Raw genomic sequence first — 14703 nt, 5'->3', positions numbered from 1 at the left:
ATCCTGCCGCATCGCTCCCGTGCGCCGCTCACAGGACGGTTTCAGCTCGCAATTTTCGTGACCGCGCGGATATTTTTCGCGGGGCCGGACGGCGCAGCAATCGTTCGGTCGCCGCAGAAGCCGGTTCCGGCTTGGCATAGAGATAACCTTGACCGGTCTCGCAGCCGGCGTTCAGAAGGAAGGCGCGCTGCACCTCGTCTTCGATGCCTTCCGCAACACAGCGTTTGCCGAGGTTGCGGGCGAGATCGATGATCGCCCTGATGATCTGCTCCGAGCGAACATCCTTGCCGATCTCGGCAACGAAACTGCGGTCGATCTTGAGTTCGTCGAAGGGGAAGTCGCGCAAATGCACGAGCGAGGCAAAGCCGGTGCCGAAATCGTCGAGTGAGACCGAGACCCCGTGTTGGCGGAACCGGGAGATGGTTTCGGCGATCTGATTGGCGCCGCGATTTAGAAAGACATCTTCCGTGACTTCGATGGCGAAATCGCGCCAGTCGAGCCGGTTCGCCTTGACCGCCGCAGCTATGAAATCATAGCCGTCATGGCTGACGAGCAGGGCTTCCGGCAGATTGATGGCGACCGATCCAGCGATGAGCCCCGCCGCCTTCCATGCTTTGAGATCGCGCGCCACCGTATTGACGATGCAGCGCGTCATGCTTTGGATGAGGTGGCCCTCCATCAGCGGCAGGAAGCGGCCGGGCGGCAGAATGCCGAGCTGCGGGTGGCGCCAGCGCACCAGTGCCTCGAAGCCGAGATGCCCGCCCGTCTGCAGGTCGACCTTTTGCTGGTAGTAGACGACGAACTCGTCGCGGTCGGCGGCGAAGGCCAGCGCTGCGGCAAGCCGGTTCTGTTCCAGGCGCTGGGCGAAGGATGTTTCGTCGAAGATGACGGCCGTGTTGCGCTTGGCCTTGGCGGCGTAAAGCGCCACATCGGCAATGCGCATGAGGGTCGTCTCGTCGGAGGCGTGGCCGGGCACGACGGCGCCGCCGATACTCGCCGAAACCGGCAGCAGCCGCCCTTCGAAATGACATTCCGCCGCAATGGCGGCAACGGCGCGTGCGGCAATTCCTTCCAGCGTCGCGGCATCGGAAATGCCGGGAAGGAGAGCGGCGAACTCGTCGCCGCCGAGCCGGGCGACGACGTCGCCGGCGCGGAAGGTCTTCTGCAGCGCGGTTGCGACGTGGCTCAGTACGGCGTCGCCCGCCGGATGACCGAAACTGTCGTTGGTTGCCTTGAAGAAATCGAGATCGACCAGCAGCATCGAAAAGCCTGCGCCCGTTCGCTCGAGGGAAGAAAACAGCCCGTTCAATGCCTCGTTGAACGAGGACCGGTTGCCGAGGCCTGTCAGCGTGTCCGTATGCGCGAGATGGGTGAGCTTGATCTCGAAATCGAGCGTCCGGCGGTGCTCGGTGCGCAGCTTTACGAGGAGCGGTATGAAGAGGATGATCGTTGCCAGGATGAGCGTGGCCGCGGTGAGGCTGAGGAGCACGGCGCTGATGAGGCGGGTATGGTCGATGCTCACATCGCTCCGGTCGTGCGCACTGTCGATCAGGGCGCTGAACTGACGCATCAGCACGCTGTCGGAAGAAACGGCGAAATCGATCGGGCCCCAGAAACTGTAACGCTCCCGTCGCTCCTGCAATTTCGCGGCGACGACGCGTTCGGCCCTATGAAGAAAATCTTCCAGCCGTCCGTCGAGTTCGAGGCGCAATTTCTCGGCGGCCGGGTCCGGCCCGTTGAGCCGTTGGAGAAAGTTCGCTTCGACCTCGTCGTTCAGGTCGTTCAGCTCGACGCTCATGGCGCGAATCTCGTCGATCGCCTTTTGAACGTCCTCGACCATTGGCCGGATGATATATTCCGGCATGTTCGGATCGGTCGAGGCCCGCATGACCGCCCGCGTCTGGTTGGCAAGCTGCTGGAAGCGGATGAACTGGCGCCCGGTGAGATAGCTGATGTCCTGTTGCAGCGTATGGCGATCGAGGGCGACCTTGACCGTCAGGAAGGTCGCGCCGATCAGAACCGTCATGACGACGACGGCGGCGACGTAATGCCGCCCGATGGAGCGAATATATCTCGCCACGGATGAACGGGATTCGCCCGATGGCGCCGCTTTTTCGATGTCCGATCCTATCACCATTCACGCTCCATCAGGAAAACATAAGTGGGCTGAGCTGCCTCGGCCCGAGCGCCGGTGAGCCCGTCTTGAAATCCCTGCTGCTTCCAACGCGCAGGCTTCGCGCCAAACGCGTTCGCGCCGGAGAGTTGCGTCACGATGATTTTCCTGAAAATCGGCCGTCATGGCCCTGGTCCGCGCGCCGGGCACTGGCACGCCGGGAATATGAATCTGCCGTCGATCTCGCTGCAACCCTACGATCGCCGCCGACCGCAGCGCTGCCGCGGGAGCTCTTGGGACCGCGGCAGCGCGCGCTCGCTCAGGGCTTGCCGCGAGCGAATGCCGGCGCAATTCTGCGCCTCGAGAAATTTCAAACGACGGGAATGTTCCGGTTTTTTAGGGCCGGCGCCACCACGCCAACCGAGCTGCGCCGTGAAAAGCTGCCGTCATGCGGAGCCCCGATTATCTGCCATTTTCCTTCCCCCTCTGACCTGCGCCGTCTTCCTTGATGAGCGGCACGGATTGGCTCGTCCTGCAATCCGTCTTCATGGCGGAGAAGTTCAAGCAGCACCTCGTTCGAGCAATAAGCTGCGGAAGGTCTGGTTTCAGAAGCGTAAATGCTTTTGGAGAAAAGGCAATGAAACCAGCTCCTTGCAGGAAAACTGATATGAATGCGTCGCGTTTTGGCTAAGGGCTTCGGATTTCGGATAAAGCGGCTCCGTTCCGGAATCGTTTTCGCCGGCTTCGCCTCCAATCCGTCCTGCTGAACCCCTGAAATGTTTCCCGCCACGAATATGAAGGAACAGGCCGGCGGGTTTCTGCCGATAAAACTATCCATATTGCGCGCGGACGATCCGTATCGCGCGCCGAAAATTGCAATGTCGCCGGAGAATGAGCGATCTCTTAATTTTCTGACCGCAGTGTTCGAAACCGAGCGACGTGCTCGATTGCAGCGGACCCGCGCCCCCCAAATGACTTGGGCGGCTTTCTTGGAAGAACACCAGCCGGGTGGATGAGATATCCGGTTGTTACTCATGGTGAGTAAACGCATGACGAAGTCGTCGTCCCAACAGCCTCGGCCGCCTGCCCGTTTTACGGAAGTCTACGACGGCGAGGCAAAAGGAGCGCAGCATCAGGACGCCGCGATCGACCGGGAAGCGCTTCTCGACGCATTGCTGGGGCCATTTCCCCTTCCGCTTTTCTACAAGAATCCGCATGGCCGTTATATCGGCTGCAACAAGGCTTTCGAAGACTTTTGCGGCCACGGACGCGAAGAGATCATCGGGAAAACGGATTTCGATCTCAATGCGAAGCATCTGGCCGAACTCTATTCCGTCGAGAACGAGGCGCTCCTCGAAAGAGGTGGAGCCCAGCACTCCGAAAGAAAGATGCTCACCGCGAGCGGTGCGGTGCGTGATGTGGTCTGCAACAAGGCGGTGCTGTCAGGCGAAAACGACGTTCCGGCCGGCCTGATCGGCGCCGTCATCGACATCACCGAGCACAAGCAGGCGGAGCGGGAGCTCAAGAAGGCGCTCGAATTCGCGGAAGGCATCCTCACCGCCATCCCGGATGTTCTGTTCGAGGCAGATGAGGACGGCCGCTATCTCCAAGTCTGGACGAGAAATCCGGACCTGCTGGCCCAGCAGAAGGAGATGCTGCTCGGCAAGACGGTCAACGAGATTCTTGTGCCCGAGCAGGCGGCCATCGCGATGGAGGCCCTTCACACGGCCGGCCGGGAGGGCGTTGCCTACGGCCGATGCATCCGCATCTCCCTGCCGAATGGCGAAACGCGGTGGTTCGAGCTGTCCGTGGCCAAGCGACCGAGTGCAGATCCCACCGCCGCCACCACGCTCCTGGCATTCTCGCGTGACATTACCGAGCGAAAACAGGCGGAAGACGCCATCAACTCCGTGCGGACGCAATTGCTGAGCGTGCTCCAGACCATGCCAGACATGATCTGGGTCAAGGACATTGATGGCGTCTATCTCTTGTGCAACCACACCTTCGAGCGGCTGACCGGGCTGGCGGAAGCAAACGTTGTCGGAAAGACGGATTTCGATCTGTTCGACATCGAAAGGGCTCGTTTTTTTCGGGAATCGGACAAAGCTGCGATCAAGGCCGGCGAGTGCATCCTCAGCGATGAGGAATGGGTCGTTTCGCAGGACAATGGTCAATCCATTCTTCTTGAAACCCGCAAGGTGCCGGTCATGGATGCCGCGGGAGAAGTCGTCGGGGTTCTCGGCGTGGCGCGTGATGTGACCGAGCTGAATGCCTCGCGCCAGAAGATCCACCAGATGGCCTTTTACGATCCCTTGACCTCGCTGCCGAACCGGTCGCTGTTCAACGATCGGCTGCGGCAGATGATCACCTCGGCCGGATCGCGGGGCCAGCGGGCCGGCGTGATGCTGATCGACATCGACCACTTCAAGGTGGTCAACGATACGATGGGGCATCCCGTCGGTGACCAGTTGCTCTGCCAGGCGGCCGCGCGCCTCAATGCGAGCGTGCGCGATTACGACACCGTCGCGCGCCTTGGCGGCGACGAGTTCGCCATCCTGCTGCCGGATCTCAGGCAAGGCGACGATCTCGGCCGGATCGCCAGCGGCATTCTCGAGAAGTTCAAGGACGGCTTCCTGCTGGATGGCAAGGAGGTCTTCATTTCCTGCAGCGTCGGCATCGCGCTCTATCCCGGCGACAGCGCCGACGCCAATGATCTGGTGAAATACGCCGATTCGGCGATGTATCTCGCCAAGCGCTCCGGGCGAAACAATTTTCGCTTTTATTCCAAGGATCTGACGGCGAACGCCGAGGAGCGCATGCGGCTGGAATCGGAATTGCGCCGCGCGATCGAGCGCGAGGAACTGGAACTGCATTACCAGCCGAAAGTGCTTCTGGACAGCGGCGCGATGGTCGGTTCGGAAGCCTTGCTGAGATGGCGTCACGCCGAGATGGGCATGATCCCGCCCGACCGCTTCATTCCGGTCGCGGAAGATACCGGGCTGATCGTCGAGCTCGGGCGATGGGTGCTGCGCGAGGCCTGCCAGACCGCGGTCGAATTGAACGCCGAAAGCCAGGCGCCGCATAAGGTGGCGGTCAATCTTTCGGCCAAGCAATTCCAATCCGCCGGACTGGTAAAGTCGATCGCCGATATTCTCGGCGAGACCGGTTGCCGGGCGGAATGGATCGAAATCGAAATCACCGAAAGCCTTCTGCTCGATCAGAAGGACGAGACGCTGCAGACGCTCTCCGAACTTCGCAGCATGGGATTTTCGATCGCCATCGACGATTTCGGCACCGGCTATTCCGCGCTGAATTACCTCGCGCGCTTTCCGATCGACACGCTGAAGATCGACCGGTCGTTCATCAACAGCGCCGACAGGCGCAACGAGGAACTCGTCAAAGCGATCCTCTCCATCGCGCGCTGTCTTGGGCAGAATGTCGTTGCGGAAGGCGTGGAAACGGCCGAGCAGGCAGCCTTTCTTGCCGCGAACGGATGCGGCTCGGCGCAAGGGTTCCTTTACAGCCGGGCGGTGCCGAAAGCGGATATCATCGCGCTCAGGCAGCGCTCTCCTGCCGGCGGCTCCCATCCGGGCGAGATGTGGGTTCGCGGGCGAATTCCGTCATCAGGAACGCCATCGAGCGGCGTGCCGCTTGAAACGGAGCGCGCCGCCGGTGCCTCGGCCCTTAGTAAATGATGGGAAGCCGAAGTCCTGTCGTCTTCGGTTGCGCTATCCGATTGTCGCAGGTCTGTCCACTTGGCGCAGCAAAGCCGCAAAGTGAGCTGCGAGGCGCTCGAAAGTAGGGTTTTGTTAAGGCTGATCCGGCGTTTACTAGCAGACGAACAATACGCAACTCATTGAAATGAATGGCGAAGTGTTCCGGTTGACCGGCGATGAAGCACGCCGCAGCCCATGAGTGATCGGACCCGGAGACATGAACGTTTCCTGTCCTCCAGAATACGAAATATTGAAATGCGAATTGCTGAAATCATCCCCTTTCCAAATTCAGTTTCCGACACCGCAATTGGCGCTTCCGTGTCGCAGGCCGCAGGCGAGCCGTCCGGCGCTACAGAAATTGAGCAAATGCTTCAGGCGCGCGCCCGAATCCGTAAGGTGCTGGACGAGCTTGACCGGTTGAACGGCGAACTGAGCCAGTTGATCGTCGAAGGTTGATAGCAGCCGGCGGGATCGTCGCCGGTTCCGCCGCTTGCCTCATGCATGGAAGAACCTCTCCGTCGAGGCCGTCAGCGACGCCGTCTGGAATACGGCCGGCAGCATCATCGCGGCAAATCTGATGCTTGACGATCTCGAGAAGATATACGGCCTGCCTGCCTCGCGCTGAGATGTCCCGTATCGCGAGATATCACGGCGTCTGGCGAAGGGCTGCGATGACGCGGTCCCCCATGGAGGCGCAGCGGGCGCCGTCGAAGGGGAAGAGGGCCGAGAATGCGCCGGAGAGCTGTTTTTCGATCGACTGGCGCATCATCTTCCGCGCCCGGTGCAGCCGGGTCTTGGCGGTTTCGGGTTTGATGCCGAGATAGGATGCGGCCTCCTCCGTGCTCATGCCCTCGACCTCGCGCAGCACGAAGACGGCGCGAAATTCGTCCGGAAGGTCGTCGACGGCCTGTTCGAGGAGGTGGCGCGCCTGGCTCCGCGACAACTCTGTTTCCGGGTCGGTCGCGGAGAGCGAGGAGGGGAACTGGAGGACTTCGCCGCCCCGCGATGTCGTCTGCATGTCGATTTCCTCAAGCCCGGTGGTGTTCTTTCGTGCGCGCACGCGGCCCAGCGCCTCGTTGAGCGCAATCCGGGTCAGCCATGTCGAAAGCTCGGCCTCGCCGCGGAATGTCGCCAGATTGGTGAAGGCCTTGACATAGGCGGCCTGTACGACGTCTTCGGCTTCCCAATCGCTGCGGATGACGGCGCGCGCGGTGCGGAACAGGCGCTGATTGTGACGCTGGACGATGGCGCGGATGGCGGGCTCGTCACCCTGTCTTGCAAGGGGTACGAGCTCGGCATCTGATAACGTCGATACGTGCTGCCGGTGTGGCGCGACCGGAACCGCAATGGCTGTCATGCAAATCTCCGCATTGCTTTGCATCGGAGCCCGGCCTCACGGCCGGACGTCCAGTTTGCCGGTCATGGCGCGATGAAAACGGCAATAGAAATCGACCGTTCCCACCCTGCCGACCGTCATCCGCGCTTCCGATTTCGGCGGCAGGTCGACATCGAAGCTCTTGTCGCGCGCCGTCGCCGTGTGCCGGAATATATCATCGTTTCGCCAGACGATCACATCGCCGACATGCAGTTCGGCAGGCGCTGGGCCGAACTTCATGCCAGCGATAGTGAGCTGATAGTCCGCCGCTGAGGCAACTCCGCTGCTTGCCCAAAGCAGCGCAAACAGCAGCGTTTTCAGGAGCCGGCCCATCGCCGGCCTACTTGATCATCGAAGCGAGATGTTCGGCATGCGTCTGGTGTTGCTTGAACAGGGTCAGGCCTGTTTCCAGCAGCGATTTGAGCTCTTCGTTCTGCGCCGAAGGGATCAGCACCTTGGCGAGCGCCTCGTTGACCGACTTGTGATAGGCGACCTCGTTTTCGACGTAGGCCTTGTCGAAGGCGGCGCCGTCGAGGCCGTCAAGCGTCTTCAGTTCCTTGCTCGCCTGGGTCGAGAGCGACTGGCTGATCGCATTGTCCTCCGGCGTCACTTTCAGCTTCTTGACGAGGGCGAGCGCCTGATCGTTGACGGCCTTGTGGTCGCGCTCCATGGTCCTGGCGAATTCGACGACTTCAGGATTTTTGCTCTTCTTCAGCGCCTGTTCCGCGGCGGTGACATCGATCTGCCCCGCCGTATAGGCGATGTGGGCGATCTGAGGGTCGGTCGGCTTGGCATCGGCGGCGATCGAGGCGGTGCCGAGCGACGCTGCGATGAAGGTTGCGCCGAGAATTCGTTTCAACATGATCTGTCTCCTTATGTCGGATGGAAGCGAGCATTGGATGCAGATCGACCGAAAAGGTTCCCGGAAATTTTCGAAGCGCGAATGATTGCCGGGCCGCTTCAGTCCCTGGCGATGAAATGCTGAAGCACGATCGCATGATTGTGGGCCTGGTCTTTTGCCGCATAGAGAAGCGTGGCGTCCGATTGCCCGATCCAGCGTTTGAGTTCCTCGACGGCTGATGAATTCTCTTTGAGCTCGTCCCTGTAGCGGCGCTGAAATTCGCTCCATTTGGCGGGATCATGGCCGAACCATCGGCGCAGCGCCGGGCTCGGCGCGATGTCCTTCAGCCAGACGTCGACTGCCGCCTCCTGCTTTTTCAAGCCGCGCGGCCACAGCCTGTCGACCAGAATACGCCTGCCGTCCCTGTCTTCTTTCGGCTCGTAAATTCGTTTGATGTGCAAGGCCATTTGCTCATCCGCTGTGAAGGTGGTTCTGAACGAATACGCAGATGCAGGATTTGGTTCCACCCACGCCTGTGGTTGCTAAATAGTCACACTCGACTGCCTCTAAGCTGTCACATTTGATTTTTCGCGCACAACTGGTATTGCTCGGTCGTCTGTCGCTGATACTCTCCGATTCTCTCAACATTGCCAAAAGGATACCTGATGCGAAAGCTGGCGCCGTTGGTCCTTGTCGCAGTTCTTAGCGCATGCGCTCGGCCATCCGATGGCCCAACTGCCGGTAGTTTTTACAATGCCACTTCGCCGAATGGCAATGAACGAATCCCTGTCGTCAGGCTCTCGGAAGCGCCGATGGGTCCGGTTACGTCAGCCCCGCTTGCCTATGCCGCCACCGATACCGGCCTCAGCGCCATGCGCTCGAGCGGATTCGCCGACGGCCGCGAGATTGTCGAGCGCCGGCAGGATGCGCAGGAAATCCGCATCCGAGACGTCTCGAACAGGCACGCCGCGCACCAGCTGCTCATAGGCGTCGATGCGCCTTTCCGCGCCGGCGAGCGCTGACGTATTCTGGAAATAGGTGGCCGTCCAGCTCGTCAGCACTACGGCAGCCACAATCGTTTTTAACAAGGAATGGACGGACGAGACGCCCGAGAACGTTTTGAAGGTGTTGGGAGTCACGCGACGCCTAAAAGAAAAACGGCCGAGTGAACGCTTTGCCTTGGCCTGTCGATACGAACTGCCCTACGCTGCTGAGCTGATCGCATCCCAAGCTTTGAATGAGCTCCTGAAGAACCTGAGCTTTATACGGACCATCGACGACAGATCGCGTGTTCCCGTCGAAATTTCCTTCTTCCCTGAACATGTGCGGATCACTATGGGTCTCGGCTACCTAGAGCTGGAGATCAACTACGAGTCATTGAGGAGAACGCTGCAAACTCTTGCTTAAGGTGAAGATGCGCTCCGCCCCTTTCGTCCTGCAGCCGAGCGCAATCTTCGTCCAGAACGAGAAGCTCTATGTGTTTGATTACGGGCTTCGTTACTACATCTTGGACGATGAGGGCTGGCACCAATACGACATCCCGAAAGAGCTTTCGGCAAGGCCATTCAAGGGTGGCGGTGACAAAGTCGGGCGTTGATCGCTGTCGAGCGACTGATGAGCATCTGGAGCCAATATGTCTGTTACACCTCGGCGCCCCCTGCAGGAAGTCCTGGATGAGTTCGGGCCGCTCAAAGATGGTACAACGGTTTCTGCTTCGCAGGCTGAGGGCTATCGTGGGAGGTTGCCAGACGCCATGGTTGATTTCTGGATTGAGCATGGTCGTGGGCAGTGGCGCGATGGCCTCTTCTGGATTTGCGATCCCGAGCCGATCATGCCTGTTTTGAATACGTTGTTTGCCGGCGACCCGGAATTCGATGCCATAAGAATGGTGCCCTTCATGCGTGATGCATTCGGCGAAGTCAGCATCTGGCACCCTAAATTTAAGGTGATCACGCTCAACGTGAATCTTGGCACCGTCGCCACCACCGACATCACTACCAAGGTTGTCGAGGGCGTCCCTCCCTTCGATGATGATATGGCGGTAGCTGCCGCCGTGGACGCCAGTGTTTTCGATCTCCGTGGCTGGGTGGATGCTATAACCGGCAAGCCTGTTTTCGATTCTGTGCGCCGTCGGCTCGGTCCGATTACGGCTGATCAGGTCTACACCATGGTCCCGCATTTCCGCCTCGGCGGCGATGGCACGGCCAAGGATTTTTCAATCGGCGGCTTCATCGAATATCTGGGTGTTTTGTCCCAGATGGGATCCTTTACGTTGGAACGCTATATCGATCCGAAGGAAGGTGGTCGGGGTCCCTTTGGACATCTCGAAGCTGTTCGCACGATCGGTCATGACCGTCTTGTCGACGATTGATATGCGCTTGCCTTAGGTGCACTTGTATGATGAAGCCCACACCATGACAAACCCCGACGCCAATCTGTTGCGCACATTCATCGCCGACGAAAACCAAGCTTTCGCCGAGCGGCGGCAGGGGAAATTCTGGCCGGCTAATCATCATCGGATCGGCCCTTTGGCGGCCAAGGTTTCCGGATTGCTCGATCCGAATGAGCAAATCGATTTCTATTTCCATTTCATGCGCGTCGCCGCCGCGGTCCCTTCGGTCGGCGACAAGGAGATGCCGCTGCTGCTCGAGGCTTACGGGCGCATGCTGCCGTTTCTCGATCTTGGCGGCATCATTCAGATGTCGCGGCGGCATAAGCTGCTGTTCGTGTTCGGGTTCGACGATACCGGTGCCCTGCCGAGCGGCGAGACGGTTTCGGCCAAGGCGCTGAAGGCGCGCCTCAAGCTCATCACGCAGGTCGGCGCTTATACGACGATGCCCGCCCAGCGCGAGAAGAAGGCGAAGTTTGCTCCCTTCACGGACGAGGCGGTGCGCATCCTCGAGGTTTTCCGGCATCTCGGCTATCGCCACGACAGGCGCTATGGCGAAGATCTCTACAGCGTCACCGATCTGCGCTTTTGGGGTATGGTGTTCATCTGCCTGCTCAACAAGGCGACCCGTGCCGATCTCCTTGCCGATATGCTGGAGGGCAAATACGATCTCATGCGGCGCGCCGAGCAGCAGGCGATATTGCACCGTTATGTCGAGGCGGTCCTGCCCGATGTTGGGCCCGACGAAGAGCGTTTCCTCATGCTCGCACAACGGCTCAAGAAGATCGAGCTTGCGCGCCGCAACGCCACCGAATCCGTCGACCTGGCGCAAAGGCTGAAGTTGCCATTTGGCGAAGAGGAGGACTGGGAAATCCATATTGCGGTCCCGCTGCGCGGCACCGAAGACCATCCTCTGATCGCCCGGAATGCCGTACGATTGCATATCCGGCCAAATCCGGATTGGGAGTGGGAATTGAGTGCGCGCATCGCCGGGCGCGGGGAATTCTCGGAAGACGAAAAGAAGAGCTACAGGAACGAGCTCGGGTTTCCCCTTCTTGGGCGCGGAAACCTTCATGCTTTCCCCGCCTGGCTGAGACAGCTGCGTGAGAAAAACGGGCTGGATTTCGATATCGGCGCAGCCGACATCCGGGTTGGCCGCAAGCGGGCGGCAGCCAAACTTGTCGCCCGGTGGCTGGAGAGCTGACCCGTTCCGGCTTGACCGGCGCTTACCTCTCGAAGCGTGCGAGCATCGTCCTGAGCTGAAAGTTCTCGGCATTGAGCTGTTCGGCCCGCAACCGCTTGAGCCGCTTGTTTTCCGCTTCGAGAATGGCGATTTCCCGTTCGGGGATCAGATCGTTTTCAGTTTCGAATTGCAGGCTCGGATTCGCGCTGCCGATCGCGGTAGATAAGATCGTGGCGGCCGGCTTGCGTTTGGAATATTTTCGAGGGGCGTTCTCCGACACGGCTGCAGGCGCCGCCGGCGGGCTCTCTGACGCGGGTGCTAGGGCAACCGGGGTCGCGGTTTCTTGTTGTGCCGTTTCCGACGTCGGCGGTTCCGTGGCCTTCGCATCGATCAGGTTTTCGCCGGCGGGGAGGTTGTTCAGCGGATCGGGTCGCGTGTCGGGAGTTTCGGTCGGGGCTTCGACTGCATGGAACGGATGCGACGACTGGTCCTGCACTTCGCGGGCCAGAGCCTTGAAATCCGTGTCGCCCCAGATGGAGTTCGTCCGCGCCTTCGGCTGCCGTCGGCCCGACTTGAATTCGACGACGAATTTCCGTTGCGGCGTTTTCATCTATTCTTGACCTCAGGAAGCTGTCAAAGCCCGCCTGATCGGCGGCGCTGGGTTTCTGCTGGCACGGGAATATATTGCCTCGCCGCGCGCTTCAACCGACCAGTGCGGGAGAAATGCGGTTCTGCGAGGGCATCGCGGCTGCCGGCATCCTGAAATCCATCCGTTCCGCTCGAGCATGATCAAAATACGCAGAGACTATCCGTTCTGCGCGAAAAACAGTCGGCTGCGGAGGCGGCGAAGGATTTCCTTAAGCGTTACCGCCTTGGATGGGCTCGTCTTCTGTCACCGGCGTGATACCGGCTCGCTCGAATGTGGCAGTGGCGCGATAGGTCAGCAGGCATATGGAATAAGACATGGTTCATAGCAGTTTTGCTTTCATGCTCTGCCACGGGTCTTGCGGCAACGGTGCTTCGCGTTAGGGCTTGGGTAGGCATGGTGGAGACAACGAACAGCGCCGGGCAGGACATCAGGCATCGCGATCCTGATCAGAAAGCCAGATTCTGTGCTGAAATCGCGGCATTGGTCCCTGCCGTCATGAGCGGCGATCTGGCGGGGCGAATGAGCGCCGACTATGCGGATACAGATCTTCGTCGTTCGGCAGCCATCCTCAATGAGCTGATCGCGTCAATCGACGACAACCTGTCCGATTTCAACGCGGCGATGGATGCTCTCGCGCATGGAGATCTCCAGGCCGGCATGCGGGACAAACACCGCGGCGCGTTTGGACAATTGCAAAAGAACTTCAATCTCGCCCTGGTGACGATCCGAACGGTGCTGGGGGAGCGAGGTTCGGATCAGTTTGCGGACAGGGCGACGACATTCGGCCGGATGCTGGCGGGCTCCGCAGCGACTGAGGCCGCTTACGAAATCCGGGCCTCCGACGAGGATTCGCGGCCTATCCCTTCGCCGCCCCACGATCTCTGGCTGAAGCTTGCCGAGGCGCTGGCTCGCTTCTCGGCCTGAGCGGACAGCGCGCCACGACAGATAAGCATCGCGGCGCGGTAAGGGCTTTCCCTAGAAGGGATAATGCTGGGCGGAATCCTCCACCGTGATCCAGCGCAGATCGGTGAATTCTGCAATCGCCGCCTTGCCGCCGAAGCGGCCGTAGCCGCTGCCTTTGACGCCGCCGAAGGGCATTTGCGCCTCGTCGTGCAGGGTCGGTCCGTTGATGTGGCAGATGCCGGATTCGATCTGCGCCGCGACCGCCATGGCCCGCTTGACGTCGCGGCTGAAGACGGCCGATGACAGGCCGTATTCGGTGTCGTTGGCGATGTGGATCGCTTCCTCCTCGCCGGAGACGCGAATGATCGGCTTGACCGGGCCGAAGGATTCTTCCGAATAGATGCGCATTTCAGGGGTGACGTGATCGAGCAACGTCGCCTCGACCACGGTGCCGGAGCGCTTGCCGCCGGCCACGAGTTTCGCGCCCTTGGCCGTGGCGTCGGCGATCAGCTCCTCCATTTTCTTCGCCGCGTCGAGGCTGATCAGCGAGCCGAGTACGACATGGCCGCGCGGGTCGCCGGCCGGCAGCGCACTGGCGCGGGCGGCCAGTTTGGCGACGAACTGATCGGCGATCGCCTGGTTGACGATGATCCGCTCCGTCGACATGCAGATCTGGCCCTGATGCATGAAGGCGCCGAAAATGGCGGCATTGACGGCGCCGTCGATGTCGGCGTCGTCGAGAATGACGAGCGGCGCCTTGCCGCCGAGTTCGAGAAGGGCGGGTTTGAGATATTTGCCGCAGGTCTCGGCGATGATCCTGCCGACCTTGGTCGACCCGGTGAAATTGACGCGCCTGACAGAGGGATGGGCGATCAGCGCGGCGACGATCCCGGCCGCATCCTCGGGCGCATTGGTGATGACGTTGATGACGCCGGCGGGCAGGCCTGCTTCAGTCAGAGCCGTGGCGATCAGCCGGTGCGTGCCTGGGCATTGTTCGGATGCCTTGAGGATGACGGTGTTGCCGCAGGCGATCGGCATGGCGATGGCGCGGGTGGCGAGGATGACGGGCGCATTCCAGGGCGCGATGGCGAGGCACACGCCCGCCGGCTGGCGAATGCCCATGGCGAGTGTGCCCGGCTTGTCGGAAGGAATGATTTCACCCGAAATCTGCGTCGTCATGGCACCGGCCTCGCGCAGGATATTGGCCGCGAGCATGACGTTGAAGCCGGCCCAGGGCGCGGTCGCGCCGGTTTCCTCGATCATCAGCCGGGTGAACTCGCCGACCTTGGAATCCATGATGTCGGCAGCCTTCATCAGGATGGCGCGGCGCTGGCTGGGGCCGGTCTTCGACCACGCGCTGAAGGCGGCGGAAGCGGCATCGACGGCCGCGGCAACATCATCCAGGCTTGCGGCGGCGGCGCGGCTTGCGAGCTTCCCGGTGAAGGGATCGAGGCGATCATAGGTCCGGCCGCCGGAGGCCGCGCGATCCGCGCCGTTGATGAGAAGAGAGATATTCATCGTGGGTCTCCTGCGA

At 60.7% G+C, this 14703-nt stretch carries 17 protein-coding genes and 1 pseudogene; 8 read left to right on the top strand and 10 right to left on the bottom strand.

The features are described 5' to 3' along the window. Nucleotides 1-28: 28 nt before the first annotated feature. The 3 genes from QD408_RS18815 to QD408_RS18805 all read right to left on the bottom strand — a co-directional run bounded on the left by QD408_RS18815 (nucleotide 29) and on the right by QD408_RS18805 (nucleotide 3164). A complete protein-coding gene (locus QD408_RS18815; RefSeq protein ID WP_088684045.1) occupies nucleotides 29-2137 on the bottom strand; it encodes a putative bifunctional diguanylate cyclase/phosphodiesterase in 2109 nt (702 codons plus the stop codon). Next, nucleotides 2131-2271, bottom strand: a complete 141-nt coding sequence (locus QD408_RS18810; protein WP_414140332.1) for a hypothetical protein — start codon at nucleotides 2269-2271, stop codon at nucleotides 2131-2133. Before QD408_RS18810 ends, QD408_RS18815 begins: the two co-directional genes overlap by 7 nt. Nucleotides 2272-2483: 212 nt before the next feature. After that, entirely contained in the window at nucleotides 2484-3164 is a 681-nt protein-coding gene (locus tag QD408_RS18805) for a hypothetical protein (protein WP_414140331.1), read from the bottom strand. Between QD408_RS18805 and QD408_RS18800 the strand changes: the two genes are divergently transcribed. The 3 genes from QD408_RS18800 to QD408_RS18790 all read left to right on the top strand — a co-directional run bounded on the left by QD408_RS18800 (nucleotide 3163) and on the right by QD408_RS18790 (nucleotide 6454). Next, entirely contained in the window at nucleotides 3163-5808 is a 2646-nt protein-coding gene (locus tag QD408_RS18800; RefSeq protein WP_414140330.1) for an EAL domain-containing protein, read from the top strand. The genes QD408_RS18805 and QD408_RS18800 overlap by 2 nt on opposite strands. A 276-nt stretch (nucleotides 5809-6084) precedes the next feature. Then, on the top strand, nucleotides 6085-6285 hold the full coding sequence (locus tag QD408_RS18795) for a hypothetical protein (RefSeq protein ID WP_088684046.1): 201 nt from the start codon (nucleotides 6085-6087) through the stop codon (nucleotides 6283-6285). Nucleotides 6286-6319: 34 nt separating this feature from the next. Further along, a complete protein-coding gene (locus QD408_RS18790) occupies nucleotides 6320-6454 on the top strand; it encodes a hypothetical protein (RefSeq protein WP_414140329.1) in 135 nt (44 codons plus the stop codon). 21 nt (nucleotides 6455-6475) lie between these two features. Here QD408_RS18790 and QD408_RS18785 read toward each other — a convergent pair whose 3' ends face one another. From QD408_RS18785 to QD408_RS18765, 5 genes and pseudogenes are all read right to left on the bottom strand, one after another. Next, nucleotides 6476-7186 carry an RNA polymerase sigma factor gene (locus QD408_RS18785; protein WP_088684047.1) on the bottom strand — a complete coding sequence of 237 codons (711 nt, stop codon included), beginning with the start codon at nucleotides 7184-7186 and terminating at the stop codon, nucleotides 6476-6478. Nucleotides 7187-7222: 36 nt separating this feature from the next. Beyond that, nucleotides 7223-7537, bottom strand: a complete 315-nt coding sequence (locus QD408_RS18780) for a cupredoxin family copper-binding protein (RefSeq protein ID WP_414140328.1) — start codon at nucleotides 7535-7537, stop codon at nucleotides 7223-7225. Nucleotides 7538-7544: 7 nt separating this feature from the next. Then, nucleotides 7545-8066, bottom strand: coding sequence for a DUF4142 domain-containing protein (locus QD408_RS18775; RefSeq protein ID WP_088684049.1), 522 nt, complete (start codon nucleotides 8064-8066; stop codon nucleotides 7545-7547). A 98-nt stretch (nucleotides 8067-8164) separates the two neighbouring features. After that, complete coding sequence (locus QD408_RS18770) at nucleotides 8165-8512, bottom strand: DUF488 domain-containing protein (RefSeq protein ID WP_414140327.1); 348 nt, start codon at nucleotides 8510-8512, stop codon at nucleotides 8165-8167. A 426-nt stretch (nucleotides 8513-8938) separates the two neighbouring features. Then, nucleotides 8939-9118, bottom strand: a pseudogene (locus QD408_RS18765) (hypothetical protein); the annotation flags it as partial. Nucleotides 9119-9164: 46 nt separating this feature from the next. Between QD408_RS18765 and QD408_RS18760 the strand changes: the two are divergent. From QD408_RS18760 to QD408_RS18745, 4 genes are read left to right on the top strand one after another with little or no spacing between them, the layout of a single operon-like run. After that, nucleotides 9165-9452 (top strand): hypothetical protein, encoded by a 288-nt coding sequence (locus QD408_RS18760; protein WP_414140326.1) that lies wholly within the window; start codon nucleotides 9165-9167, stop codon nucleotides 9450-9452. Next, a complete protein-coding gene (locus QD408_RS18755; protein ID WP_414140325.1) occupies nucleotides 9445-9642 on the top strand; it encodes a hypothetical protein in 198 nt (65 codons plus the stop codon). The genes QD408_RS18760 and QD408_RS18755 overlap by 8 nt, the downstream gene beginning before the upstream one ends. A 36-nt stretch (nucleotides 9643-9678) precedes the next feature. After that, nucleotides 9679-10416: a GAD-like domain-containing protein gene (locus QD408_RS18750; protein WP_414140324.1), complete on the top strand. Its 738-nt coding sequence runs from the start codon at nucleotides 9679-9681 to the stop codon at nucleotides 10414-10416. Between the two features lie 43 nt (nucleotides 10417-10459). Then, nucleotides 10460-11638 (top strand): hypothetical protein, encoded by a 1179-nt coding sequence (locus QD408_RS18745; protein WP_414140323.1) that lies wholly within the window; start codon nucleotides 10460-10462, stop codon nucleotides 11636-11638. 22 nt (nucleotides 11639-11660) lie between these two features. Here QD408_RS18745 and QD408_RS18740 read toward each other — a convergent pair whose 3' ends face one another. Beyond that, nucleotides 11661-12227, bottom strand: coding sequence for a hypothetical protein (locus QD408_RS18740; protein ID WP_414140322.1), 567 nt, complete (start codon nucleotides 12225-12227; stop codon nucleotides 11661-11663). A 432-nt stretch (nucleotides 12228-12659) separates the two neighbouring features. Between QD408_RS18740 and QD408_RS18735 the strand changes: the two genes are divergently transcribed. Continuing rightward, nucleotides 12660-13190 carry a chemotaxis protein gene (locus tag QD408_RS18735; RefSeq protein WP_414140321.1) on the top strand — a complete coding sequence of 177 codons (531 nt, stop codon included), beginning with the start codon at nucleotides 12660-12662 and terminating at the stop codon, nucleotides 13188-13190. Between the two features lie 51 nt (nucleotides 13191-13241). Here QD408_RS18735 and QD408_RS18730 read toward each other — a convergent pair whose 3' ends face one another. Then, nucleotides 13242-14687: an aldehyde dehydrogenase gene (locus QD408_RS18730; protein ID WP_414140320.1), complete on the bottom strand. Its 1446-nt coding sequence runs from the start codon at nucleotides 14685-14687 to the stop codon at nucleotides 13242-13244. Between the last annotated feature and the right edge of the window lie 16 nt (nucleotides 14688-14703).

The organism is Rhizobium sp. BR 249 (assembly GCF_047445895.1).
Taxonomy (GTDB): Bacteria; Pseudomonadota; Alphaproteobacteria; order Rhizobiales; family Rhizobiaceae; genus Rhizobium.
Note: the sequence above shows the minus strand (reverse complement) of the source record. Positions and strands in the feature narration are given on the sequence as shown.

Excerpts from the sequence above, each read along its gene's own strand:
- QD408_RS18795 (WP_088684046.1), top strand. The coding sequence starts at position 6,085 with ATGCGAATTGCTGAAATCATCCCCTTTCCAAATTCAGTTTCCGACACC.
- QD408_RS18745 (WP_414140323.1), top strand. The coding sequence starts at position 10,460 with ATGACAAACCCCGACGCCAATCTGTTGCGCACATTCATCGCCGACGAA.
- QD408_RS18735 (WP_414140321.1), top strand. The coding sequence starts at position 12,660 with ATGGTGGAGACAACGAACAGCGCCGGGCAGGACATCAGGCATCGCGAT.
- QD408_RS18750 (WP_414140324.1), top strand. The coding sequence starts at position 9,679 with ATGTCTGTTACACCTCGGCGCCCCCTGCAGGAAGTCCTGGATGAGTTC.
- QD408_RS18805 (WP_414140331.1), bottom strand. The coding sequence starts at position 3,164 with ATGCGTTTACTCACCATGAGTAACAACCGGATATCTCATCCACCCGGC.
- QD408_RS18730 (WP_414140320.1), bottom strand. The coding sequence starts at position 14,687 with ATGAATATCTCTCTTCTCATCAACGGCGCGGATCGCGCGGCCTCCGGC.
- QD408_RS18780 (WP_414140328.1), bottom strand. The coding sequence starts at position 7,537 with ATGGGCCGGCTCCTGAAAACGCTGCTGTTTGCGCTGCTTTGGGCAAGC.
- QD408_RS18770 (WP_414140327.1), bottom strand. The coding sequence starts at position 8,512 with ATGGCCTTGCACATCAAACGAATTTACGAGCCGAAAGAAGACAGGGAC.
- QD408_RS18815 (WP_088684045.1), bottom strand. The coding sequence starts at position 2,137 with ATGGTGATAGGATCGGACATCGAAAAAGCGGCGCCATCGGGCGAATCC.
- QD408_RS18740 (WP_414140322.1), bottom strand. The coding sequence starts at position 12,227 with ATGAAAACGCCGCAACGGAAATTCGTCGTCGAATTCAAGTCGGGCCGA.
- QD408_RS18785 (WP_088684047.1), bottom strand. The coding sequence starts at position 7,186 with ATGACAGCCATTGCGGTTCCGGTCGCGCCACACCGGCAGCACGTATCG.
- QD408_RS18775 (WP_088684049.1), bottom strand. The coding sequence starts at position 8,066 with ATGTTGAAACGAATTCTCGGCGCAACCTTCATCGCAGCGTCGCTCGGC.
- QD408_RS18800 (WP_414140330.1), top strand. The coding sequence starts at position 3,163 with ATGACGAAGTCGTCGTCCCAACAGCCTCGGCCGCCTGCCCGTTTTACG.